We start from the raw sequence: 23,518 nt of genomic DNA, 5'->3' as shown, positions 1-23,518 counted from the left end.
AAATAAATAGGGGTCTTGTTTGCAAATTTTCAGATCTTTTGGACCTGCGGTAGGACACGTTCATACCAGTGAAGCTTTGCGTGCCGGTCTCGGCGCGGTCGTCGGTCTGGGGCTGACAGGGCTGTTGCTACTGTCGCCGTCTATCGATTTGGAGTGGGGCCGTTACCTCGTCGCCCCTTTCGGAGCGACGTCGGTCCTTCTCTTTGCTGTTCCGAACTCGCCTCTTGCTCAGCCCTGGTCAGCCGTCATCGGCAATACCGTCGCAGCACTGGTTGCTGTTGCAGTGTGTCTGCTTGTCTCGGATCCCCTGACACGGGTGGTTGCGAGCGTCGGTTTGGCAATCAGTGTCACCATGATGTGCCGCGCCTTGCATCCACCGGCCGGTGCCGTGGCGATGACCGCGGCACTCTCTCCGGACGCTATCCAGAGCCTCGGCTTTTGGTTCGCGATTATGCCGATCGGCTTGGGCACAGCGGCTCTGGTCGCTGTCGCGATGTGCTTTGCACATCTGACCGGCCGACGTTATCCCTTCCGGCAATTTGAAGATCCGGGTCCGCACGGCACGGAAGACGCCTCTCCGATTGAACGCCTCGGCCTTACAGAGAGTGAACTGAGTTCTATTCTCGAACGATACAGACAGTCATTTAACCTGGGGGTCGAGGATCTGGCCCGTTTGATCGGTGCTGCCGAGATCCAGGCGGCTACTCACGAGACCGGACCGCTTACCGCAGCCCAGATTATGTCCACGGACCTTGTTACGGTCGCTCCTGACACGGAACTTGTGGAAGTCGCGGATCTGTTTCGACGTCACAAGTTCACCTCACTTCCGGTGATTGACCCGAGCGGCAAGTTTTTGGGCGTCATCTTTCAGATCCACTTGATAGGGAAAGCGCGGGAGGACGCGCTGCGTCTGGATCGACGGTTCGTGCCGGCATTTAGGCGGTTGATGGATCGGCGGAGAGAACGACCTGTCCAGGCTAAGGAGATTATGAGCGTCGCCGGACCTCGTGCCACGACCAATACGCCGATCAGTGCTCTGCTCCCAATGATGGCTGATGGTGATGTCGACGCAGTGCCGGTTATCGAACACGGCGCAATCACGGGCATCGTGACGCGAACGGACCTGATCGCTGCGCTGGCCAGAAGCGTCGTAAGGAAGGTGTAGCAAAGCGCGACACGTTTTCAACCAAAGTGAGCTTTGCGGGTTCTGGATATTGTGTGTAGTCATACGGATTTCAAATTCGAGTAGGGAGTCTATGCTGACTTCTACCTTTGGATGCACCATGAGTATCTCTCGCTCCGGAACTGGGCACTTGTCAGAAGCGACGCGATCAACACGAGAATACCTTCGTAAACCCTTCGCCAGGACGGTTTCTTGGGCGTTTGTGTGTGCAATGGCGCTTGGGATTCTCGCCAGCTTCGAGCACAACTCGCGAATGGGAGAGCTCAAAAAGGAGAGCGAACGACTCCATTTAGTAGCATCGCAACGTGTTAACCAGCACGATGCCCATCTGACAGCACTTTCGGCCATCGCAGTGGCGGGAGGAGAGCAACTTCCCGACCTCTTTCGTGAGGTGTCTGGTGCGATCATGCGCTTCTACCCGAGGATTATCGGTATCGCTCTAATTCCGCTCGACAGCGAAGACGTAATGATGGAAATTGGCGTCCAAGGTGCCGAATTGCGGGAGCAGGTTCGGACAGCTGGCGTGCGCTTGACTGGCTCTCCGGTCTTGGTTCGACATCCTTCAAACGACGCAGCTTATCTGATTGTAAAACGCAGCCCAAATTCTGAGTCGGCGCGCTACGGGCTTGCTCTCGCAATCGACGCTTCAGCTTTGCTGCATGGAGATTCTGACTACTGGATGCGTGCTAAAACCATACGGTGGCTGGCTCTTCCTGATGGAACCCCTCTGGTCGTTGATAGATGGCGCTTGCGACCGCCGCAGTTCACACGTGCTCTTTCCAGTAGCACACAGCCGCTTGAGCTGAAGACCGCTATCCGCGTGACCGCTTTCGACTTACTTCCACCGGGTAGGGTGGCTCTCGTCTTGGCGACAATTTCGTTGGCCGCGATTTTGCTTCGTGCGAGCGGGCGGCAACGTGCCAAGGTGCGAATCGCCGAAGCACGGGCTGAGTTGAGTGGTCTCGAGACCCGGCTCAGCCATGCGTCTCGGGTGAATGCGCTTGGCGAGATGGCAAGCGGCATGGCCCATGAATTGACGCAGCCCCTGACCGCGATCCTTGCTCAGACGCAGGCTGCCAGGCACCTGGCCGCGCGTGGCGACTTCGATCGGGTAACCGGAGTCCTCGAGGATGTTATCGGGCAGACACGACGCGCGTCAGCTATCCTTGAGCGGCTGCGGACTTGGACGCGACCGCAGGCGCGCAACGCCGAACTGATCGATGTGAGAGAATGTATCTGGGTGGCGGAGACATTGCTCGCGGGTCAGGCCAAGGAGCTTGGTGCACGGGTCAGTCTTAGGATGCCACCAACGCCATTAGTTATCCAGGGCGTTCGTGTAGAACTCGAGCAGGTGTTGTTCAACCTGATCAGGAATGCTTTGGATGCAGTTGCCGAGAAGGTCGGATCGCGGGCGGTGATGGTTGAAGCATTGCTGGCTGGCCAAACAGCGGTGATCGATGTGAGCGACAATGGGCCAGGCGTTGAGCCAAGTGTGCGAGATCAGTTATTCACGCCTTTTGTGACGACCAGAGAGAATGGAACTGGGCTCGGCCTTGCGCTGAGCCATCGTCTGGTCGAGCGTGCCGGCGGTGATCTGACAATATTGGATGCCAGCGAAGGTGCTTGTTTCAGAGTTAGTCTGCCGCTGGCCAGTATTTCTCGGGAAACATCTGAATGAACCCGCCTGTCTATCTCGTTGACGATGATGTTGCCGTTCGAGACGCTCTTTCACTGCTCCTTTCAACTGTGGGAGTTAATGTGAGAGCTTTCTCCGGTCCTCAAGATTTCCTGTCAGTTCTCCCAAAGCTTGTCCCGGGCTGCCTGATCCTTGATATCAGAATGCCGGCGATCTCTGGGTTGAAACTCCAAGAACAACTGACCGCCAGCGGTGTGTCATGGCCGACTGTCGTTATCTCGGGGCATGGCGACATGGAAGCTTGTCGCAAAGCATTCCGCAATGGCGCCATCGATTTTCTATCCAAACCCATCGATGAGCAGGATCTCATCGATGCCATACAAAAAGGGTTAGCTACACTCGGTCGGGCCGCCGAGGCCGATGCCGAGCGCCGAGAAACGATGGCACTGATGGCTTGTCTGACGCCACGCGAGCGGGAGGTGCTGTCATTCGTTGCGCGCGGCTTCACAACCCGTGATATTGCTGGATCGCTCAAGCTTTCGCCCCGAACGGTAGAAAGCCACCGTGCTGCCATTGGGGCCAAGCTTGGCACTACCTCGGCAGCAGAAATGACGCGCCTCTGGATCGAGGCAGGGAGCGCTCCGTAGTTCTACGAAGATGTCGGGTCGGTATACGAATGATGTGGGCTCTCGGGATGAGTTAATTGTCTTCTTGTCACTACAGAAGGAGGACTGACATGCTTAGAACAATCGCTTTTCTCGCCGCTCTCACCGCTCCTGCGGCGATGGCGCAAGACCTTCCCACCAGCCCCTATCTGCCACTCGACTTGGCGAGTGAAGCCGCGAATGCTGCCTTGGAAGCATGTTCTGCCCAAGGCCACGATGTCAGTGTCGCGATAGTAGCACGCGATGGTAGCACGAAGGTTCTTCTGAAAGCGGATAATTCCGGACCTCATACCGCGTCGAGCGCGACCGGCAAGGCTTTCACTTCTGCCGGTCTTGGACGGGATACTGCTGGTCTTGCGGAGTTCATTGCGGGGAATATGCAGAACAACGGGCTGCGAGATATGGACGCGCGTCTCGTCATACAGGCAGGCGGTATGCCGATCCGGATCGGCGGTGCTCTCGTGGGTGGTATCGGTGTCGGCGGCGCACCCTCCGGCGCGATTGATGCAGAGTGTGCCCTTGTCGGCCTCGACGTGATCGGTGCCGAGTAAAGCAAACTGGGTCCGCATTTCAGGCGCGGACCTTCCTTTTACTAACCCGTCAAGAAAGGTAAGCCTTTGCGCACCAGCTATCTTATCGCTCTTCTCATTGGTCTGGCCAGCCATGGCTGGGCGCAAACAGCCCCTTCCGCTCGCGAAATCGCGGCCTATGAGGGGCTTCTGAGGGCTGCCCATGAGGGTGATGTCGCTGGGATCAAGCAATTGGTCGCGGAGGGGGCTGACGTGGATGTCCGCGACAAAAAAGGCCGGACGCCAATTCATGTGGCTGCATTCGCCTCCGAGGACGAAGCACTTCGTGCTCTGGCTCTGGCTGGTGCCGACATGAACGCGCTTGAGCACCAAGCCTACGATGTTGTGACGATTGCGGCGGTGGCAGACGATCCTGAACTTGTGTCGCTCGCCATCGAGGCAGGCAATGATCCTGGACTCGTGACCAGTCCCTATCTGGGCACGGCACTCATCGCGGCGGCGCATCTCGGCCATGCTGAAGTGGTGCGGCGCCTAATCGCTTATGGTGCGCCACTCGATCACATCAATAATCTCCACTGGACGGCCGTCATGGAAGCCGTGGTGCTGGGGGATGGCGGATCGAGCCATCAAGCGGTGCTTGACGCGCTTTTGTCCGCCGGTGCCGACCGTTCGTTGGCCGATCGTGATGGCGTAACACCGCTTCAGCATGCAGAGGCGCGTGGCTTCGTTGAAATGGTTGAACGACTGCGGAAAGAAAACTGACTCACGCCCACGCTGAAAATTGCTTTGATTTTTTCGATGCATATTCAAATGGACCGGTAACTTGAGCTCTTTGTTTCCCTTCACCAGGCCAGTCATACGAAAATTTCCCAGAGTGCAGGATGTTTCGCACAATTTAGTGGGTAAACTCGGCCATACGAACTTCACGCTTTGCATAGTGACGCGGATCATCATATCAACCTGTCCCGGCCTTTTGGATATGGCTTATGGCTGGAGCGTATCGCTTCTTTGCCACCCAAACCGTTTCAGGTGTAGGTGGTCGTGTGACGTGCCTTGCCATCGGCCAGCTCAAGTTCGTGAACAACTTACTGGGCGTTAAGTTCGTGGAGGGTGATTTTCATTTCAGTTGGATTCCAGTTCGTTGCGAGACCTCAGTAGGTCGCGTCGTTTTCCGGCCGGCGAAAAACTTTCTGTATCTCTTGCTTCAGATGATCTATTCCGACGAATGGCGGTGCCGGTCGCAAACTATGTCGATTACAATTTTTCAAACCACTGTATGACTACTCGGAGCGCAGATTTATTAGTGCAATTCTTGCTGAGGCAATAAGATCGAAGTGGTCGTGACCGCGATCGCAACTACCGCGTGTTGCCGACGCTGATGTTACATACTTTCATGACGCCTGACTGTATTTCATAACATCTGGATCATGCGCGTCGAACGAACTTGCGATGATGCGTGTGAGAGGCCTGCCTTCGTGGGAAATGTCGAGATAGTTTTCCGAAAGCTCTACGTAGTCGCGAAACCGGGTTGCCACCTGCGCGATCAGCGGATCGACGATGTTTGACTTGTCGCCGAACATCTGACGAAGTGCACGTCGGTTGAGGCGGAAATCGCACATCAGCATCTCGATGACGCGGGCCCTGAGCAAGTCGTCCTCTGTCATTACGTGACCGCGCGCCCCTGCCAACGTCCCGCTCTCGATGCGCTGGGTGTAAGCGGCGGTGGCCGGCGCGTTCTGGACGTAGCCCGAGGGCAGACGCGAGATAGAGGAGGCTCCGAGGCCGATCAGCGTCGGGTAGATGTCGTCGGTATAGCCCTGAAAGTTGCGCCGTAGGTGGCCGGAACGTGCTGCTTCGGCGAGCGAGTCACTCGGCCGGGCGAAGTGGTCAATTCCGATCGCTTCGAAGCCCGCGTCCATGAACCGCTGTGCGGCGAGGGTCGAAAGTTCGTATCGCTCAACCTCCTTCGGCAGGGCGTCACCGTCGATCAGCTGCTGGCGTTTCGAAACCCACGGAACGTGGGCATACCCGAAAATGGCTAACCGATCCGGCGCCAGCTCGAGCACCTTCGTGATCGTGTCGTCCAGCCGGGTGAGGTCCTGATGGGGCAGCCCGTAGACGAGGTCTGCATTCAGCGAGTGAACCCCCGCTGCGCGCAGGTCTTCGACACAGGCCCGTGTCACGTCGAAGGGCTGGATGCGGCCGATGGATTGCTGGACCTTCGGGTCGAAATCCTGGATGCCGATGCTGGCGCGGTTCATGCCCTCTTGGGCCAGCGCTGCGATCTTGTCGGGATCGACCATCGTGGGATCGATCTCGACCGAGAACTCGTGGTCCTCGGTCGGGGGGATGACGGCGCGAACGGCCTGTGCCAGCCGGCGGATGAGAGCGGGAGGCAGGATCGTCGGCGTGCCGCCGCCCCAGTGCATGCGGCCCATCCGCAGCCCGGCGGGCAGGGTATCTTTCAGCAACGCAAGTTCCTGTTCCAGCGTGCCGATGTAGCTTTCGACTGGGGAAAGTGTCTTCGTGCCCTGCGTCCGGCAGGCGCAGAACCAGCACAGCCGCTCGCAGAAGGGTATGTGGAGGTAGACTGAGACGGGCTCGTCCGGGTTCAGCGCGGCGAGCGCTTTGACCTGGTGAGCGGCGCCGACCTCGGGCGAGAAGACCGGGGCGGTTGGATATGAGGTGTAGCGGGGCACCCGGGCGTCGAAGAGGCCGAGGGATCTGAGGCGGTCGATCTGTTTCATACGCCCCGTATGTGCCTTTTCCGAGACGTGAACTTTGCGCAGGATCAAGCTCAGAACGGAAAGGGCGATGCGCCGATCAAGGATCCGTGCAGGTGAAGGGCGGCGACCCAGATCAGCAGGCCGATGGTGGCCCGGATTGTCAGCGGGCGTTCGTTGTCGCGGAGCCATGCTCGGTCGGTCAGGGGGCGTAGAGAGAATGTTGCTGTGGCCTTGAAGAATGCCGTGGCTTCGGCACTGAGTGAACGGCGGGCTTTCGCGTCGAAGGCGGGAATGGCGGCAAGCGCCATTAGGCTGAAGCTGCCGAAGAGGATCACATGGGCGAGGTCTCCGTTCGGCACGAGATGCGCCCCGGCCCAAATCGCCAGGGCGAGGAACAGCGGGTGCCGGGTAATGGCTGCGAAACCCGGCCCGTTGGGATTGGCGATGGCGTTTCGCTTGCCGCCAAGCGTGAAAGGGTTCCGCAGACCGAAGCCGCAGGCAACCAGCACCATGGCAACGGGCATCGCGATATTGGGCACCCACCTCGTCCAGGGCACCTGTGGCCAGAGTTCGACATAGGGCGCCCGGCCCGCCGCGACGATGACCCAGACGAGCAGAGCGAAGGACAGCAGCCCGTAGGCTGAGAAATACACGCGCCGCCCGACCGTGCCGATCAGCCTGTCGCGCAGGCCGCCGATGCGCGGCAGAAAATGGCTGGCGACGAAGATCGCCAGTGCGAGCGTGTATTCCGTCCATCCGGTCATCAGCTTTCGGCTTTCTCAATCAGTCGCACGATGTGACAGGCAAAGGCGTAGGTCGCGGGCAGGCCGATGACCAGCCCCCCGGCTACGGATTGCCAGGGCGTCAGCACGGGCAAGCCCATCCATGACCCGATGAGCGAGGCGAAGAAGAGGTTCACCCCCATGGCCCCGGCCCCGAAGGGGTAGAGCGCGGCGAAGAGCTTCGGTGAGGGTCTCATCTCCGGCTCACCAGCATCTGCACGGCGACCAACGACAGGACGAGCGCGACCGAGCCGACAAGGAACCAGAACTCGGCGACGTGGGTCTGGGGCTGTGGAATGGGCCTTTCGAATGCTTCCGCCAGCGCGGTGGTGGGCAGGGTCAGGGCAAGATACGGGGCGATGGCGAGGATGCGTTTCATCTCAGCTCTCCATGGTCAGGGTTTGATAGATCTCGGGCAGGGCGCGGGGCAGGCGTTCGGGATGCGGCAGCAGGGTGAAGCCGGCGCGTCCGAAGATGCGGGCGAACCAGTCCTGGCCGTCCTGATCGACGATGACGCCATGCACCGCCTGTCCGAGGGCGCGTGCCTCGCGGACGGCCATGCGGCTGTCCTCGATCCCGTGCTGACCCTCGTAGTGGTCGAGGTCGTTGGGTTTGCCGTCGGTCAGCACCAGCAGCAGGCGGCGGGTCGCACCTTCTTCGGCGAGCTGGGCCGAGACATGGCGGATCGCGGCGCCGAGCCTGGTGTAATGGCCGGGGGTCAGACCGCCGATGCGGGCGGTGACGTCGCCGGACATCGGTTCCTCGAAGGTCTTGGCCCGGTGCAGGAAGACACGGTCGCGGCGAAGCGAGGAAAAGCCCCAGATGCCAAGCCGATCGCCGGCGGTGTCGATCCCTTCGGCCAGCGAGGACAGGGCTTCGCGGGCGACCTCGATGACCGAGGTGTCGCCGATTGCGGCCTCGGTCGAGCGGGAGCAGTCCATCAGGATCGCGACGCTCAGGTCGCGGGCCATGGGACGTCCAGCCTGCCAGACCCGGTCGGACCCTTCCTGCCCGGAGGCGATGTCGGTGCGCGAAGTGACAAGCGCGTCGAGGTCGAGATCCTCACCGTCGATCTGACGGGGCAGGACGACGCGGCGCGGATGCAGCGGGGCGAACTGGCGTTTGACCCGGGCGACGAGGCGCGGGTCGGGGGCGTATTCGGCGCGCGGCTTCGCGGGCGCCTCCAGCACGCGGGTATGGCCGGGCATGTAATCGCCGGTGCGGCGGTTCCATTCCGGGTAGGTGAACTTGCCTGCCAGCATCTCGTGATCGGCGTCCTGCGGCGACAGGTCCAGCGACAGACGCAGACGGGTCGCGGCGCGCTTCATGTTCTCCGAGAATGTCAGGTGGTCCTGATCCTCTGCCGCCTTTGCGGCGTTGTCCTGATCGTCGTCATCGACCATGCGGTTGATGTTCAGGCTTTCGGCCCAGGACATGATCGTTTCGAACCGGTGGATGATGAAGCCGTCGTTGCGGTCGGCCTGATCGCGGTCTTCGCGCTTCGCCTCTTTCCGGCTGGGCACGGCAAAGGCGGGGTTCTGGTCGGGTTCCTCGGCTGTGTCCGCCGCGCCCTTGCCGGTGGTCCGCGGCAGGAACCGCAGCCAGATCGGCACCGGGGCATAACTGCGGTAGCCGCGCGGGGCGGGGGTGTCGATTTCCTCGATCCCGCCGCGCTGACAGCCGATCTGATCGAGGATCATCAGCTCGACCGAGGCTTCGTGCCGGGGCAGGGCGCCGCGTTTGCGTAAGGCGCAGGTTTCGAGGCAGAGGGCGCGGTAGTCCGCCTGAAGGCCGGGGCAGGCGCGGAAGGCGCGGTCCATGGCAGCTTCGTTGGCCGCAACCTGGGCGAGGTCGTTGCGGTAGGGGTCGGCCAGTCGCGCGGGCACCGTGGCAAAGGCTGCAATAGAGGCAAGCCAGAGATAGGCGGCGCGGTTCAGCTCCCGTGTGGAAAAGCAGTCCATCACCGGCGGCAACCGCAGCCGGTCACCGTCGAAGTCCGCCACATGCACCATCTCGCGCGGGGTGCCGACCCGGCGGAACAGGCCGGGCCGGTGGTCGGAGGAGGCGAGGGGCGATGCCACGATCTCGACCCCCGCCGGGCCACCGAGTGCCCGGAAGAGTGCGGCAAGGCTGGGGCGCATGGCGTCGAATGTGACGGCGCGCTCGGCATCCTTTGCGGCCTTGCGCGTCGCCATGTCGTGCCAGAGGTTACCGACAGTTTCCTCCGGCTCCATGAGGTCGAGAACGTGGATCATGGCATCACCCGAATACGGCGCTGGCGATATCGCGCAGGGCCTGTTGAACGTCCGGCTCATCGCTGAGCGGTTCGATGATCGCGGCCTGAAGGGCCCGGTCGACGGGCATCCCCTTGGCAATCATCGTGGCGGCGTAGATCAGCAGGCGGGTGGATACCCCTTCCTCAAGGTCCATGCCCGAGAGGTTGCGGATACCGCCCGCCAGCCGGACCAAGGCCTTGGTCCTGTCCTCGTCCAGCCCGCTTTCGCGGATCACCACGGGCACCTCGACCTCCGGTGTCGGGAAGTCGAACCCGACGGAGACGAAGCGCTGCCGGGTCGAGGGCTTCAGCTTTTTCAGGATGTTCTGGTAGCCGGGGTTGTAGCTGGCGACGAGCATGAAGCTGTCGGGCGCCACCAGTTCCTCGCCCGTCTTGTCGATGACCAGCCGACGGCGGTCATCGGTCAGCGGGTGCAGGACGACGGTGACGTCCTTGCGGGCCTCCACCACCTCGTCGAGGTAGCAGATGCCGCCTTCGCGCACCGCCCGGGTCAGGGGCCCGTCGACCCAGACGGTTTCACCCCCTTTCAACAGGTAGCGGCCGATCAGGTCGGCGGCGCTGAGGTCGTCATGGCAGGCCACGGTGTGCAGCGGCAGGTCCAGACGCGCGGCCATGTGTTCCACGAAGCGCGTCTTGCCGCAGCCGGTCGGCCCCTTCAGAAGAAGGGGCAGAGCGTTGGCATGGGCCGTCTCGAACACCGCGCATTCATCGGCGACGGGCTGGTAGAACGGCAGGTCGGAGTTATGCAGGTCTTTCATCGGATCACTCTCCCGGAACGGCCGCGTCCTTGATGGCGGGGCCGGGTTTGACCACCTCGCGGCGCACCACGAGCATGGAGTAGATGAAGAGGAGCGCACCGAGGACCACCGCCACACCCGAGCCGAAGCGCATCAGGTAGAAGAGGCCAAGCTGGTCCTGGACGTCCATGTAGTAGTCGCCCACGATCCGCTGCATGTGCGTCTGGATCGTGCCCGCGAAGGTCAGCGTGAAGGTCATGAAGGCCATCCCGCCGGTCATCAGCCAGAAGCTCGCCATGTTGAGCACCTGGTTGTAGGGCGCGCGGTTCCGCAGCAGCGGCATCGCATAGCTGAACATCGCGAGGTTGAGGGCCACGTAGGCGCCGTAGAAGGCCAGGTGCCCGTGGGCGGCGGTGATCTGCGTGCCGTGGGTGTAGAAGTTCACACCGTGCAGCGTGTGCAGGAAGCCCCAGACACCCGCGCCGAAGAAGGCCACGGTGGAGGACCCGAGCGACCACAGAAGCGCGGCCTTGTTCGGGTGGTTCTTGCGGCCCTTCCAGACCATCACGAAGGCGAAGGACATCATGGCGAAGAAGGGGACCACCTCGAAGGTCGAGAAGATCGATCCGATCCACTGCCAGTAGCCCGGCGTTCCGATCCAGTAGAAGTGGTGACCGGTTCCGAGGATGCCCGAGAAGAGCGCCGTGGCGACGATGACGTAGAGCCATTTCTCGATCACCTCGCGATCGACGCCCGTGAGTTTCAGCATCAGGAAGCCGAGGATCGCGGCCATGACGAGCTCCCAGGTCGCCTCGACCCAGAGGTGCACGACCATCCACCAATACATCTTGTCGAGCGACAGGTTGTCGGGGTTGATGAAGGCGAAGACCCAGAGCAGGCAGAGCAGCCAGAGGCCCATCATCAGGATGTTGGTGATCGCTGTCTTGCGCCCTGCGAGGAAGGTCAGCGAGACGTTGACGAGGAAGATCACGGCGGCGACGAGGATGCCGAACTTGACCCAGAGCGGCTGTTCGAGGAACTCGCGCCCGCCGTGGATGCCGACAAGGTAAGAGCCGACGGCGCCGAGCGTGCCGACCACGAGGATCGCCAGCTGGATGTAGGCGAGCTTGACCGAGAAGATCTCGCGCTCGCTTTCCTCGGGGACGAGGTAATAGGCCGCGCCGAAGAAGCCGAGCAGCAGCCAGACGATCAGCGCGTTGGTATGGATCATGCGGATGACGTTGAACGGCAGAATTTCACTCAGCGTGTTCGGGGACACGTAGATCCAGCCAGCGAGAAGCCCGCCCAGCACCTGAATGCCGAAGAGGGCCATGGCCACGAGGAAGTAGGCGTAGGCCACCTTTTGCGATTGGTATTTCATGATTTTTCTCCTGTCCCTCGATCAGCCGGCGTCGTTCGGCGGCCAGTTCTGGGTGTCGGTCTGATCGGCCCACCGGAGGAATTCGGCGAGCGCGCGCATCTCCTCCTCGGTGATCTCGAAATGCGGCATCTGGCGGCGGCCCTCGATGCCCGAAGGCTGCGCCTGCATCCATCCGTCCAGCATTTCGTATGCGAGTTCGGGGTCGTCCTGCGCGCCCCACCTCGTCATCACGTTGCCGACCTCGGGCGCGAAGTAGGCGCCCTCGCCGTGCAGCGTGTGGCAGTTGATGCAGGAGTTGCGTTCCCAGACGTGCTTGCCCAGCCGAACCTCTTCGGTGAGGGGCATTCCGGCCGTGGCCTTGTCCACGATGTGACGGTGGCTCTGCGCCGTCAGGGCCACGAACACGACGACGAAGAAGATGGATCCCCCGTAGAACACGTTCCTGGCCCGCGATTTGGTGAGTATTTCTGACATGTCGCGGTCCCGACAAATTGTTGCGGATACCGGATGTCTATTGGCTGCGATATCGCCACTTGTTGCGAAATCGCAAAGAACGGGACGAAAGGTGAGCGCAACATGCGGGTATGAAAGGACCCGCCATGAGCAAGCCTGACTTCGATGACCCCAATCTGCCCTTGTCAGAGTTGTTTGCGGCCTGGCCTGAGGTTGCATCGGTGTTTTTTGATCGCAGGATGTTGTGTCCTGGCTGTCCGATTGCGCCCTTTCACGCGATTACAGATGCGTGTCTCGAATATGACCTGGACGAAGACGCTTTTCGGGCAGAGTTATCAGCGCGCATCGATGACCAGGCTGATGGCGACGGGAAACTGAGCTCAGACAATTGACCAAGAGAGCGACCCGCTAAGATCATCCCGCCCTGCGATGCTCGGAGCGGTGTCCTCAAGCGATGGTTATCCTTCGATGCCGCTTAAAAGAACAAGACGGTGTGGAGCTGTGACCACGATGTGTTTGCGCGTCGACTGCACAATACCGTCCTTCTGCCAAGCGGAAAGCAACCGGCTGACCGTGTGCAGGGTAGTGCCGGTCATCTCTGATATGTCGTGCCGAGTGACGGGAAAGGCGATTTCGATTCCTCCCTCTGTCTTCCGCCCTGTTTGGTTCACAAGTCGCAAAAGAGCGCAGGCCACGCGTTTCTCCACGGCCTGCGTAGCCATTTCGGTCAGCGTATCCTGAATCTGGCCCAAACGCTGGCCGAGAGTCTTGTAACTCTCGGTCGCGAAGCCAGGGTAGTTCGTGGTGAAGTCTGACCAGAGGCTGACGGGCCACGAGAGGGCAATCGACTCGGCAGCAGCGATGGATGTTGCCGGGTAGGTGTCGCGCTGCAAGGCCGGGGCTATCCCGAACAACTGACCGGGCGAAATATGCAGAACGATGATCTGGTCACCACCGGGCGTTGTCCGAACCACGCGCAGATAGCCGTCGAGCAGCATATAGAACCGGTCGGCGTCGTGTCCTTCACGAAAGATCGCAGTGCCTTCCTCGTAGCGACGTGACACCGCGTGGTCGAGGACCTCGCGAATCTGGGATCTCTCAAGAAGGGAGAAGGGTGGCAGGTCGCTCAGAAGGCTTTCGTCGAGTTTGGGCAATATTTGGGTCCGGAGTTTGTTTCAGAGCAACGTTCGGTTGCTCACCTTAACGCATAACGCGGCCAGAGAATGCAACCGGACAAGATACGAAAGGATGTTCCGATGCTTACGAAACTGATGATGACCGCTGCGCTTGCCCTTGCCGCCGGTGCCGCCAGTGCCGAGACCTTCGAGGTCCACATGCTGAATAAAGGCGAGGCAGGTGCCATGGTCTTTGAGCCTGCCTTCGTTAAGGCGCAGCCCGGCGACGTGGTGAAGTTCATTCCGACCGATAAGGGCCACAACGTCGAGGATATCGACGGTATGCTTCCCGACGGGGTCGAGGGATTCAAGACCAAGTTCAATGAGGAATTCGACCTAACCGTCGAGGCCGAAGGCATCTACGGCATCAAGTGCACACCGCACTATGCCATGGGGATGGTTGCGCTGATCCAAGTGGGCGACGCGGTCAATCTCGAAGCGGCCGAGGCCGTGAAGCAGAAGGGCAAGGCGAAAGGCCGCATGGCTGATCTAATCGCTCAGGTCGAATGACGCAGCGTCCCGCGTCTGATGACCGATCCGGGCGGTGCCAGTGGTGCCGCCCGATTGCTTTGAAAGGGTAAGATCAATGAAAACGCGCGAAATCTATGAAGGCCCGGCACTCTTCAGCTATGGCTTTCGTCCTTTCTTTCTTTTTGCGGGTCTCTTTGCCGTCGCGGTGATCCCGATGTGGTGGCTGATCTGGCGCGGAGATGTCAGTATCATCGGCCACCTCGCACCGACTGACTGGCACATCCACGAAATGATCTTCGGATATGGTGCCGCCGTGGTTGCCGGGTTTCTGTTCACAGCCGTGCCCAACTGGACCGGGCGGATGCCGACACGCGGCTGGCCATTGGCGGTGCTATTGGCACTGTGGCTGGCGGGACGGGCCGGTGTCGCGGGGCTGTTACCGGTCGGTCCGGTCGGGGCTGCCATCATCGACCAGATGTTCCTGCTGGCCGTCGCGGCGATGATCGCACGGGAAATCGTCGCCGGTCGAAACTGGAAGAACCTCAAGGTGCTCGTCCCGGTGTCTCTGCTGTGGGGGGCGAATATACTGTTTCACATTGAGGCGTTGACCCAGGGTGTGTCCGACATCGGACGTCGGCTGGGGATCGCCCTGCTGATCTTCCTTATCATGCTGATCGGGGGGCGCATCGTGCCAAGCTTCACGCGGAACTGGCTTGCCCAACGCAAGTCGGAGCGGATGCCGGTTGCGTTCAACCGTTTCGACGGTGTCTGCATCCTGATCGGTGCCGCCGCACTTGCCAGTTGGGCTATCGCGCCATTTCATGCGGCGAGCGTTCTTTTCGGCGGCGCCGCAGCTTTGCTGCACCTGATGCGGCTGCTGCGCTGGCGGGGACTGGCCACCTGGCGGTCGCCGCTTCTTCTGATGCTCCATGTCGCATACCTGATGGTGCCGCTGGGTTTTGCGTCCATCGGAGCCGGAGCGGCAGGCCTCTTGGGGCCGGCCGCCAGTGCCCACGTGCTTGGCATCGGCGCCGTCGCGGGGATGACACTGGCGGTCATGATGCGGGCCACAATGGGGCATACCGGTCGTCCCCTGGTTGCCGGACCTTGGCTCACGGGCGCATTCGCCCTGATCTGTGCCGCCACTTTGGCGCGTGTGGCTGGCCAAGGCGCTGAGGTTGGTAGGTTCGACGGCATCGACTTTGCCACCGCCCTCTGGACTATGGCATTCATTGTCTACCTTTGGCGCGTTGCGCCCTGGCTTCTTGGCCCCAAGGTCGGGCGGAAGCCAGCGTCAAAACCCTAAAATGCCCTACCTGTCGAAAAATATAACGCTCGAACCGGGAGCTTCCGGCCAAACTTGCCTGCTTGGTGGAGGAGGGCGAGCGAGGAAGCCATCGAAGTTATTGGCCCGAGCGATGGCATTTGAATGGCACGCGGGAGATAGCCGCGGACCATCCAATCCGGCCTGGATCGATCTAACCAACTCCGCCACGCCATGTTGCATGCTCTATCGGACGAAACCCTCGTCGATGCTCAAGTCGATTTCGGGATCGAATCGACGGTGTTCATCACGAGGTCGTAGCCGTCAACTCTTTCAAAAACATGGTTTGCCAATCACGGAGAGCGTTTTCGGTCTTTAGCGTCGAACTAAAAAGCGTCATCGACTGGCATCGACGCAATTTCCTCATCCGTCGGGCGTGGACGGCTATAGTCATGTGCCGAAGAGTATTTGCCGTTGATCGCATCGTAGACGCGACGGATGCTGCGGAGTTTCTGGTGCGCTGACATCCCTTCCCGGGACGCCGGGCCCGTGTCATAGACATCGCCGCCCGCCGGTGCCACGGTGTATCCCAGCGCTTGGAGCGCCTGGGTCGCTTCTTCGCGAAGCATGCGGCGTGTATTCTGATCTTCACAACCGGCGACGACATGCGAGATCACGCCCGGTTCAGAGCTGTAGTTTCGATCCACGCAGATACCGAACAGCGTATCTACATGCCGGCTGCTCAGCCACACGCAGACATCACGCAGGTCGAGAGTGAGTTTGAACAGTTTGTCGGCCATTGCGATTGCGATCATTCCCGATCATGTTTCAATATCCAACGACGCCGGATTCTCGCCGAGACGGACCGGGCCACTCATCCAAATCTGAAGGCAAGGGGCACTGCCCAGAACTGGTTGCGAACCCTCGACGATGCGAAGTTGGATACCGAAAACATAGCAAGTCACTTAGGTCACGAATATACCTTACCCGCGGACTTGTCGGCTTTGAGGCGACAGAAGGGTATGAGGACGGATGATGACGCATCGTGCAAATGGCCAGGGGTTCGCTGTTTGTCCGCAAGGTGGCTGCCGTGTCGATAGTCCACCGCGAGCGGCGGTGCCAGATGTCAGCCAAGAAGATACCATCTTCCAAGGCTCAATAGCTGCTATCTCCAAGGCGGGCAGGTGGCTCGGTGGGCAGCAGCACCGCAGGAAGGATCGCTACGTTTCTGAACACGCCCTTCTGCCGAAGAACTTCGAATCGTCCGACGTTCGCCAGCAGCGTTTTCGCCAGGTCTGCTCTGCCATACCGTGAGAGGTCGTTTGGCCGACGCAATTGTCGTTCGACTTCTTGAAGCCACTCCGGCGTCAGATCAGATGGCTCGAGGCCGTTCGCGTATTTCAACATCGCAGGTATCGGGTTGCTGGCCGAAGGGGTCCCGGCGTCACGAACGCTGGCGTAGAGCGAGATCCACGTCGGCGTCCATTTCAGTGAAACGTAGTCCTTGGCCGCTCCAAAAGATTGCCGGTAGCGAGCCTGTTGGTTCTTAGAGAGACTTGCGTCCGAGAATAATTCCAAATCGTAATCGAAGACCTGACCGAGGGTCTCTGCCGGGCTGCCTCCATTTTCCATATGTAGGCGGTGCAGGGTGTTACACGCGACGGTAAGCGCACGACGCGTGCTCTCACTGTAGCCGATTCGACCGGCCAGATCTCTCAAATCGGCCAATATTTTTGTAGGTAGCTGGACAGTGCCCTGAGGGTCGGACGCATGGAGCGTGTTGTTATATGAAGTGAGGTAATCGGAAAGTTGCGGCAGGACGGCGGCTCTTTCCATCACCATCCCCGCCTCGCGAATTGCTGCCTTACGGGATTTCTTTGCCCAAGCCAATCGCGACGTTATGAAAGCTCGGTCAATGTCATCAGGGGCCTTCTTGTTATAGACCGCCAAATTTTCCAACACGGCTATCCTGTCGAGATCCGAGCCAGAAAACCCCTCGCTAAGGAGGGCGTTTTTGAAAGAGGCCCACGCCGCAGCGAGATGGTTAGCCACGGGCGTTTCTCTCACTTCTCCTTTGCGCTGCCTGAGCCGTTGAAGACCGCTGGGTTCTTTCGGCAGCAACTTGGCGGGAAAGTCTTGGATTTCGAACAGGGCATCTATTGCGAACGCGCCTGACCGGAACCGTGACCGCTCGGATTTTGTCAGTCGCCTCTCAGTTTCGGTGAACCACTGCGGCGTCAAGTCCGACGGCTTCAGTCCTTCTTTGCGAGCTTGACTTGAGACGGCGAGCGTTCTCGATGCCGGTTTTTCCATCCCACGATCTGCTAACTCGGCTCGGATCTTCGACCAAGGTATTGAAACCGCATCGAAGGCCGTGTTTCGACGTGATGGATCGGACGAAATCGCTTTCTTGAGGTTCAGGACGTAAATGTGGAAGGCCTTTTTTTTAGGCTTCTCCATGCCCAAGATCGAGGGGTCGAGGTCGATCAGCTGTTCGACGGCCCGCTCAGAGAGCAGTTCGTCCAGAGTTGGATCAGCATGGATATCTACCAGATGCAACAACACTGAGGCACGATAGACTGCCGGGAGTGCACTTTTGACTTTGGGTCCGGAAATGGCATGCAGTCGTTCGAGCTTCGGCGGAAGGGGAGCGTGCGTGGTGTGATCCGAAGGCCGCGGCAGGGGGCCGATGAGATCGCGGGGCAGGAGCCCAGTCGCTCGAGCTAATTCAGAGCTCTGGAGGCGGTCGAGCACGCCGAGGGCCGCACGGTAAGAGCCTCTGTTCAAGCCGGTCAGGGGCTTCTCGAGCTCAATTGCCAGTTCTCGGGTCAGTTCCGCAGGCTCAACTTGGTCTGCGAGCACGCGCCGCAACTCGTAGAAGGGGTTTGCCGCGGAACTCCGGATTTCAAGACGCGCCAGTCGTTGAAGCGCGTGAATTGCGTCCGCGTCGACGCGGGTTCTGGTTGCCAGTAATTGAAGATCCAGAATTCGTCTCCGGAAAGCCAGGTATCGTGAACGGTTGCTCCCAAAGATCTTTTGTGCTCCCTCAGGTATCTCATCGACGGTTAGCCGGTTCGACAAGGAAGTTCCGGAGTATCGGAGCATCGACAGCGGCGTCTCGTCGATCTTGGCGAGGAGGGTTAGAGCCGTAGCCAAAGCAAATGGTGAGGCTGCCCGGGTGAGTTCTTTCCTCGGGTCGGCACCAGACAGTTCGTCGAAGAGCTTGCCGCAGTCCATTACTTCAGACATGGAAATTGCCTCGACCAGTTCGCTTCGTCGACGGTGGAGACTGCCTTGGTCCCAAGGCTTTTCCGGTGACCTCGCCTTGCCTGCGGCCGGTGTTGGTGCTGTGTTCGATCCCTGTCATACAGAGCATATTGGCCGTTTGCGCGCGGAGCAAAATCCGAGGCGTGTCCGTAATGCTATCGCCAAAACCCAATCAAAGCACCCTCCGGAGATTCTATTGATTCTGGGATTCTCTTGATTCAGGGGGGCGAATTTATCTTTTATTTCATTAGCTTGAGAGGGGGTTGGTCGCATTGAGCCTGTAGTTTGTCGCAAATTACTTTGCTCAGGTCGCAAAATTTCTGACGAAGGTCGCACGTCGCCTTACTTGGGTCGCAATGCGTCTGACGCAGGACGCAGAAAACCTGCGAGAAACCTCACGGTAATGTGATCCTCGGAGGTCAAGCATGAACATTTTTTCCAGTCCGTAGCCCGGGTGCCGGACAGCAAACCGACCAGCTCGAGCCCGCCGGCCGATATCAGGCGCGCGCGGCGTGCGAATTCATAACGTTCAGATCTGTTCGCCTGTTGCCGCGAGGGTGCCAGGTTTTCAGTGAGGCATGCTGTCTGGCAGCAAGCCAAGCACGTTGCAGATCAATTCTGTCGGGTCGTCTGAGACAGCGCGAGCCCAGTAATAAAATTCGACGACGTCCAGCCTTCGTTCAGCCAACTCGACTTTTGCCACGAAAGACGGTGGCCTGCCCAATTGCTCCGCAAGCGCCGCTTGAGAGAGGCCGGCAGACTTTCGAGCGCTTACCAAGGCTGCGATGACGTCTCGATATTGTTTTGAGTGTAATGTGCCCGCCACTGCTGCATCTTTCCGCTGGACAGGCTCTCATACGTGAGTTACTCGACGCTCCCAAAATGGGAGTGACTGTGGTGGCGGAAGAAACGTTTTGGTTGGATACACGCTGGATGAAACCGGGCTGGCAAGAGGCGTTTCGAGCACGTCTTTCTGGCTGGTTGCCGATAGGCTGGGTGCAGGAGGGCGTTCGCCTTGGTGTGATTGAATACGATGCCGAGAGGAGGATGATCGAGGTGACCACCTATGGGCGCGAGATCACTGACCTCGATTTGAGCTTGATCAGTGAAGATACCATCAAGGCGCTTGCAGCTACGGTCGCGATCCGCGGCGGAGATGATGCATGGTTCAACTCTGACTTGGGTCAGCCAGGGGGCTGGCTGGCCGTAGCACGGACGTTCCCAATCAATTTTAGGGAAAGATTTGAAGAGTGTTTTCAGGCAGCTTGTTCTGAACTGACGAAGCAACCGGTCAAATGATCTTGCCAAGATCGCAAGGAAGCGCCCGTTCCCTGTTGTCAATTGTCTCCGGGAGTATTCAGAAATGATGATTGTGCAGGGTTATCCGGTCCCGCAGCCGACCAAAAATAAAGAAGAAAAACCCGCCGAGGAGGAAAAGAAAGAAAAAAAGACAGAAACCCTACAACACGGGTAACCTGTCTGAACATCCAATCACCGTCGCCCGTGTGTTACGGTTGGCTATTCCAGTTGAAGTCGGCTCGGTAGCGCTCGCGCATACTATTCACTCGGCGGTCCCGCCGCGCCCTCATCGCTTCGGCGTCAAGCTGGGCAACTTCTTCCGCGATGTAGTGAATCTTGACGATATCGGTGCCCGACGTCGTAGGTGAGTGATGAGCAGCATGTTTTGCCAGCTCGATACCCACTGGGCCGTGGTGGCGTATGGCGTCTGAGTAATGCATGACGCGCAGCGTCGTAAAACTATTGCCAGTGAGCGCCTTGAAAACCCTGGGGATGTAGCTCGCAGCGGCGGGCCTCTCATCAACGAGGCAGAACAGTTGCCGTCTTTCCTGTATGGCCTGTTCTCTCAAGCGTGGCAGGAGGACTGGCGTCGAATCTTGGAGAAGAACTGCATCGATGAACCGTCCGCATTCGGGGTGAAGCGGAAGAACCAGAAGTTCGGGTCGAGAAGTATGTGTTTTCTGGATCTTTGTCCTGATGACCCAGTGGTTGTTCTCCCAGAACAGAGTAGTGCCGAAGGCAAGCTGAGCGGACGCATTCCGGAGCGGGGCGTTGGCGTAAATAGCCAGAATGGCAGCGGCGTTCCGCATTTGGTGCCGCTTGCCAGGGCTTAGTTCCGCATCTACGCCGATAAGAAGCCGTTCAGCCTGGTCAAGAATGCGGTCGGTCGTGTTCCCGGTCCTTGCCAGCTTAAAGAACTTCAGGGCCCGCTGTGCGCGCTCACGGGCCTCGAATTCTCTGATGTAGCAACGCAGGTGCGAGAGTATCCTTTCTTCTTCGCCGTGATAACGTGCGAAAAGGTATAATCCGTCCACCGATGCCCGGATGGATGACCAGCGAAGTCCATGTGGTTTCAGAGAGCACCGCGAGATAAGGTCCTTCACGTATCTATCGATGCCAATGGGCGAAAGGACAGGCTGGAAGTCATTGTTCCGGATCGACCACATACACTGGCATAGCTTTTCGCGCATGCGCAGCACCATACTCCGGGCCGGGACCTTGACCTCGGCCCCTCTTCCTGGAAGCCCACGAGCCGCACGGCGAATGGTTTCCTGATAATCCAGAGGCAACTCGTCGGGTTGAATCGAAACATGACGGAGGATCGGCGGTCGTTTCGGTGGTCGGGCAATCGGATCCCAACTTAGTATTTCGTAGGACGGAAGCATGACGGTGTTCTTGGGCAGGGCGAGCACCGGGGACTGGTTTGCCCCGGGAGACTTCTTAGCCAGTTGCTGGCGCGCATCCGCAATCTGTCGCAAGAACGATGGGTCAAAGAGTGAAAAGGTGTCCTCGAGCAAATCGAGGGTAAGCTGAACATCTGCTCTGCCATCGCCCTTCAGCCACATGACTACGTCGCCGGCTGACGGGGCGCTGAGACCGTGTTCCAGTAGATAGTCAAAGAACCCGTCCGTCGCGAGAATTGAAGCCTCGCCAACAGTTGCGAAACCGGGACGCATCGCCAGAGCTTTCCAGACTGGCTTTGCCAGGATGCTGTGAACATTCATTCCGAGGCACCCCGAATTTCTCTCGACCACTGGGAACGGTTGGCCCTACGGCGATAACGCGTTTCTTGGAAATCAAGAGCACGCTTCTCGGCATCTATGAATGTGTAGTTTCTCCGCAGAACACGCTCGGTATCTCCGGTGATTGTCTCGAGTTGCGGGAAACAACTCGGATCCTCATTGATCTCGATGGAGCACAACCCATGCCGGAAGTTATGGCTGGTGAGGGGAAGGCCGATTTCATCCGAACACTCCGCGAGCCAACTATCAAACGTCTGGAAAACCAATTCCTCTCCGACCACTTCAATGGCGGGAAACAGGAGAGAAGACTCGGTCGATCCGCCGAACAATGGTCGTATGCACGCCAGGTAGAATGAAAGTATATTGAAAGCGTCGCGACGGTGATGAGCTTCCGAAATCGGGAAGGGTGGCATGTGCTGCCCGCGAGCGGTCATGGCTTTGCCGTTTTTGAGGAGCTCGTTTGGGATGTGAATGACGAAATGGGGATTCACCGGGTCAGATCGATGATCGAAGAAAGTTTGCGGATGACCGTCCATGTTCAGATCGCGCAGGATGTTGGATTTCCGAAATGGAGCGACGTCAATCGCAATTGCTGCGAAGGCCGCGCAGGTTCCGAACATACGGGCTTGCCGAAGGAGGCGCTTCGCGATGCGAACCTCCTCGGTTGACAGAGCCAAAGATGCCGGATCTTTCACAAACGCTCCAAGATCAATTTTTTCGAGCGCGGCCATTTCAAGTGCTGCCTGTGCTTTGGCGGCATACTGGAGGTGCTGGGTCTCGAATATTTCGGTCTTGACCTCATTTTGGATGAGGTTTCTGCACCATGCTTTCGTTTTGGGAGACATCTGCTCGCTTGCCTTGGCTCCTTCGATCAGGACCGGCAGGCGAGATATTAGCTTGGCGAGTTTCTCCGCCTCCTCGGTCAAGCCACGACGCTTGACGGTCAGCTTTAGCGCCGACGCATATTCGTAGAGGCTTCTCGGCTCCAGGCCGTTGGAGTTCTTTGATCTCTCGCAGAGGGTCACCAGAACTTTCTCGATGACGTCCAATTCGAACAGCGGAGTAAGTCCGTTGGACATCTTCAGGTCGCGGTATTCACCGGCGGTCCTAACATAGGTTCTCAAGGCAGCTCTATAGATCCCGGTGTTGCCGGACGAATGGCGTTTTGCCGTGGCCTCCCTAGCCTCTTCTGTAAGAGCGGTGTCGTCATACTCGACGGTCGCATTGGTCACCCAATTATTTACCTCCTCGAAGAGAAATTCGGGAATAGCCTCTTCGTTTCGGAAAACGCCTGTCAGGGATCCGATCTCATTGTGCGGGAGCATCGCGCGGCATGTGGGAAACTGCCGAAGTAAATCGATGAAGCCGGCTCCCCGCTTGACTTGTGTCCATTCGTCTGAGGTCGAACACTCTTCACGAAGCTGGATGACACGGTCCCGCGTGAGATCAGTGATGTCCCAGCCGCGTAAACGGGCGAGATCGCATAGCTTGGGGTAGCCACGAGTCTGATCCTCCCGGATGAAATTTGCTTCAATGAGATCCGGCAGGACGGCCTTGAGGCGGGCGAATACGTCCTTCCTTTCGCGGCGTGCCTGCCGAGCCTGCAAGTCGCCATGGTAGAACTCAATCATCCGCCTGCCGTCGGCCTGATACTGCCGATATGTCGATGGCAAAATGCCCCATGCTGCAACACGGGCATTCAGGCGGGCATTTTGCTTCGAGTATTTGGGGGCGAGGTCGAGATATTCTCCCAGGGCGCCCGCGAGGGCTCGTAGGTGGTGATCCTTGTAACCACGCTTTCTCAACATACGCTCGAGATGGCTGGCGTATTGGCGGACCGTAGGGTCCTCGTGACCCAGACCGTAGTCTATGATGTCGTGCATCGACGGCTCTGATGTGAGCATTGGTTTG

General features: G+C 59.2%; 22 protein-coding genes. 9 read left to right on the top strand and 13 right to left on the bottom strand.

Annotation, left to right across the window (positions count from 1 at the left end):
• Positions 1 to 19: 19 nt before the first annotated feature.
• From FGK64_RS02945 to FGK64_RS02925, 5 genes are all read left to right on the top strand, one after another.
• On the top strand, positions 20 to 1,165 hold the full coding sequence (locus FGK64_RS02945) for an HPP family protein (RefSeq protein WP_138862302.1): 1,146 nt from the start codon (positions 20 to 22) through the stop codon (positions 1,163 to 1,165).
• A 118-nt stretch (positions 1,166 to 1,283) separates the two neighbouring features.
• A complete protein-coding gene (locus FGK64_RS02940) occupies positions 1,284 to 2,861 on the top strand; it encodes a sensor histidine kinase (protein WP_171053954.1) in 1,578 nt (525 codons plus the stop codon).
• Positions 2,858 to 3,466, top strand: coding sequence for a response regulator transcription factor (locus FGK64_RS02935; RefSeq protein ID WP_138862300.1), 609 nt, complete (start codon positions 2,858 to 2,860; stop codon positions 3,464 to 3,466). The genes FGK64_RS02940 and FGK64_RS02935 overlap by 4 nt, the downstream gene beginning before the upstream one ends.
• Before the next feature lie 89 nt (positions 3,467 to 3,555).
• Complete coding sequence (locus FGK64_RS02930; RefSeq protein WP_138862299.1) at positions 3,556 to 4,035, top strand: GlcG/HbpS family heme-binding protein; 480 nt, start codon at positions 3,556 to 3,558, stop codon at positions 4,033 to 4,035.
• Between the two features lie 66 nt (positions 4,036 to 4,101).
• Positions 4,102 to 4,776 (top strand): ankyrin repeat domain-containing protein, encoded by a 675-nt coding sequence (locus tag FGK64_RS02925; RefSeq protein WP_138862298.1) that lies wholly within the window; start codon positions 4,102 to 4,104, stop codon positions 4,774 to 4,776.
• 629 nt (positions 4,777 to 5,405) lie between these two features.
• Here the strand turns inward: FGK64_RS02925 and hemN are convergent.
• Genes hemN through FGK64_RS02885 form a run of 8 tightly spaced genes read right to left on the bottom strand, consistent with a single transcriptional unit; the run spans position 5,406 to position 12,410 of the window.
• Positions 5,406 to 6,761, bottom strand: coding sequence for an oxygen-independent coproporphyrinogen III oxidase (gene hemN / locus FGK64_RS02920; RefSeq protein WP_138862297.1), 1,356 nt, complete (start codon positions 6,759 to 6,761; stop codon positions 5,406 to 5,408).
• Positions 6,762 to 6,811: 50 nt separating this feature from the next.
• Positions 6,812 to 7,504: an NnrU family protein gene (locus FGK64_RS02915; RefSeq protein WP_138862296.1), complete on the bottom strand. Its 693-nt coding sequence runs from the start codon at positions 7,502 to 7,504 to the stop codon at positions 6,812 to 6,814.
• On the bottom strand, positions 7,504 to 7,719 hold the full coding sequence (locus FGK64_RS02910; RefSeq protein ID WP_138862295.1) for an NnrT protein: 216 nt from the start codon (positions 7,717 to 7,719) through the stop codon (positions 7,504 to 7,506). Before FGK64_RS02910 ends, FGK64_RS02915 begins: the two co-directional genes overlap by 1 nt.
• Positions 7,716 to 7,901, bottom strand: a complete 186-nt coding sequence (locus tag FGK64_RS02905; protein ID WP_138862294.1) for a hypothetical protein — start codon at positions 7,899 to 7,901, stop codon at positions 7,716 to 7,718. The genes FGK64_RS02910 and FGK64_RS02905 overlap by 4 nt, the downstream gene beginning before the upstream one ends.
• 1 nt (position 7,902) lies before the next feature.
• Positions 7,903 to 9,777: a nitric oxide reductase activation protein NorD gene (locus FGK64_RS02900; protein WP_138862293.1), complete on the bottom strand. Its 1,875-nt coding sequence runs from the start codon at positions 9,775 to 9,777 to the stop codon at positions 7,903 to 7,905.
• A gap of 4 nt (positions 9,778 to 9,781) precedes the next feature.
• A complete protein-coding gene (locus tag FGK64_RS02895; protein WP_138862292.1) occupies positions 9,782 to 10,576 on the bottom strand; it encodes a CbbQ/NirQ/NorQ/GpvN family protein in 795 nt (264 codons plus the stop codon).
• Positions 10,577 to 10,580: 4 nt separating this feature from the next.
• Complete coding sequence (locus FGK64_RS02890; protein ID WP_138862291.1) at positions 10,581 to 11,936, bottom strand: cbb3-type cytochrome c oxidase subunit I; 1,356 nt, start codon at positions 11,934 to 11,936, stop codon at positions 10,581 to 10,583.
• A 21-nt stretch (positions 11,937 to 11,957) separates the two neighbouring features.
• Positions 11,958 to 12,410: a c-type cytochrome gene (locus FGK64_RS02885; RefSeq protein WP_138862290.1), complete on the bottom strand. Its 453-nt coding sequence runs from the start codon at positions 12,408 to 12,410 to the stop codon at positions 11,958 to 11,960.
• A gap of 125 nt (positions 12,411 to 12,535) precedes the next feature.
• Here FGK64_RS02885 and FGK64_RS02880 point away from each other — a divergent pair, with 125 nt between their 5' ends.
• Positions 12,536 to 12,781 (top strand): DUF1858 domain-containing protein, encoded by a 246-nt coding sequence (locus FGK64_RS02880; protein ID WP_138862289.1) that lies wholly within the window; start codon positions 12,536 to 12,538, stop codon positions 12,779 to 12,781.
• A gap of 66 nt (positions 12,782 to 12,847) precedes the next feature.
• On the opposite strand, the gene FGK64_RS02875 is transcribed toward FGK64_RS02880, so the two are convergent.
• Positions 12,848 to 13,543 (bottom strand): Crp/Fnr family transcriptional regulator, encoded by a 696-nt coding sequence (locus FGK64_RS02875; protein WP_093450980.1) that lies wholly within the window; start codon positions 13,541 to 13,543, stop codon positions 12,848 to 12,850.
• Between the two features lie 102 nt (positions 13,544 to 13,645).
• On the opposite strand from FGK64_RS02875, the gene FGK64_RS02870 reads away from it, so the two are divergent.
• Both FGK64_RS02870 and FGK64_RS02865 read left to right on the top strand, forming a co-directional pair.
• Entirely contained in the window at positions 13,646 to 14,074 is a 429-nt protein-coding gene (locus FGK64_RS02870; RefSeq protein ID WP_138862288.1) for a pseudoazurin, read from the top strand.
• A 76-nt stretch (positions 14,075 to 14,150) separates the two neighbouring features.
• The gene (locus FGK64_RS02865; protein ID WP_138862287.1) at positions 14,151 to 15,341 is read left to right on the top strand and encodes an NnrS family protein; all 1,191 of its coding nucleotides are present in this window, start codon (positions 14,151 to 14,153) and stop codon (positions 15,339 to 15,341) included.
• A gap of 344 nt (positions 15,342 to 15,685) precedes the next feature.
• Here the strand turns inward: FGK64_RS02865 and FGK64_RS02860 are convergent, their stop codons facing one another.
• Positions 15,686 to 16,099 carry a hypothetical protein gene (locus tag FGK64_RS02860; protein WP_138862286.1) on the bottom strand — a complete coding sequence of 138 codons (414 nt, stop codon included), beginning with the start codon at positions 16,097 to 16,099 and terminating at the stop codon, positions 15,686 to 15,688.
• A 355-nt stretch (positions 16,100 to 16,454) separates the two neighbouring features.
• A complete protein-coding gene (locus FGK64_RS02855) occupies positions 16,455 to 18,548 on the bottom strand; it encodes a hypothetical protein (RefSeq protein ID WP_138862285.1) in 2,094 nt (697 codons plus the stop codon).
• A gap of 915 nt (positions 18,549 to 19,463) precedes the next feature.
• On the opposite strand from FGK64_RS02855, the gene FGK64_RS02845 reads away from it, so the two are divergent.
• A complete protein-coding gene (locus tag FGK64_RS02845; RefSeq protein WP_138862283.1) occupies positions 19,464 to 19,865 on the top strand; it encodes a hypothetical protein in 402 nt (133 codons plus the stop codon).
• A gap of 209 nt (positions 19,866 to 20,074) precedes the next feature.
• Here the strand turns inward: FGK64_RS02845 and FGK64_RS02840 are convergent, their stop codons facing one another.
• Together FGK64_RS02840 and FGK64_RS02835 are read right to left on the bottom strand one after the other, a co-directional pair.
• Entirely contained in the window at positions 20,075 to 21,589 is a 1,515-nt protein-coding gene (locus FGK64_RS02840) for a hypothetical protein (RefSeq protein WP_138862282.1), read from the bottom strand.
• Positions 21,586 to 23,490 carry a hypothetical protein gene (locus tag FGK64_RS02835; RefSeq protein ID WP_138862281.1) on the bottom strand — a complete coding sequence of 635 codons (1,905 nt, stop codon included), beginning with the start codon at positions 23,488 to 23,490 and terminating at the stop codon, positions 21,586 to 21,588. Before FGK64_RS02835 ends, FGK64_RS02840 begins: the two co-directional genes overlap by 4 nt.
• Positions 23,491 to 23,518 lie beyond the last annotated feature (28 nt).

It is taken from the genome of Arenibacterium halophilum (assembly GCF_005938225.1).
Taxonomy (GTDB): domain Bacteria; phylum Pseudomonadota; class Alphaproteobacteria; order Rhodobacterales; family Rhodobacteraceae; genus Arenibacterium; species Arenibacterium halophilum.
The sequence above is the reverse complement of the archived record's forward strand: the minus strand, read 5'-3'. Positions and strand labels throughout refer to the sequence as shown.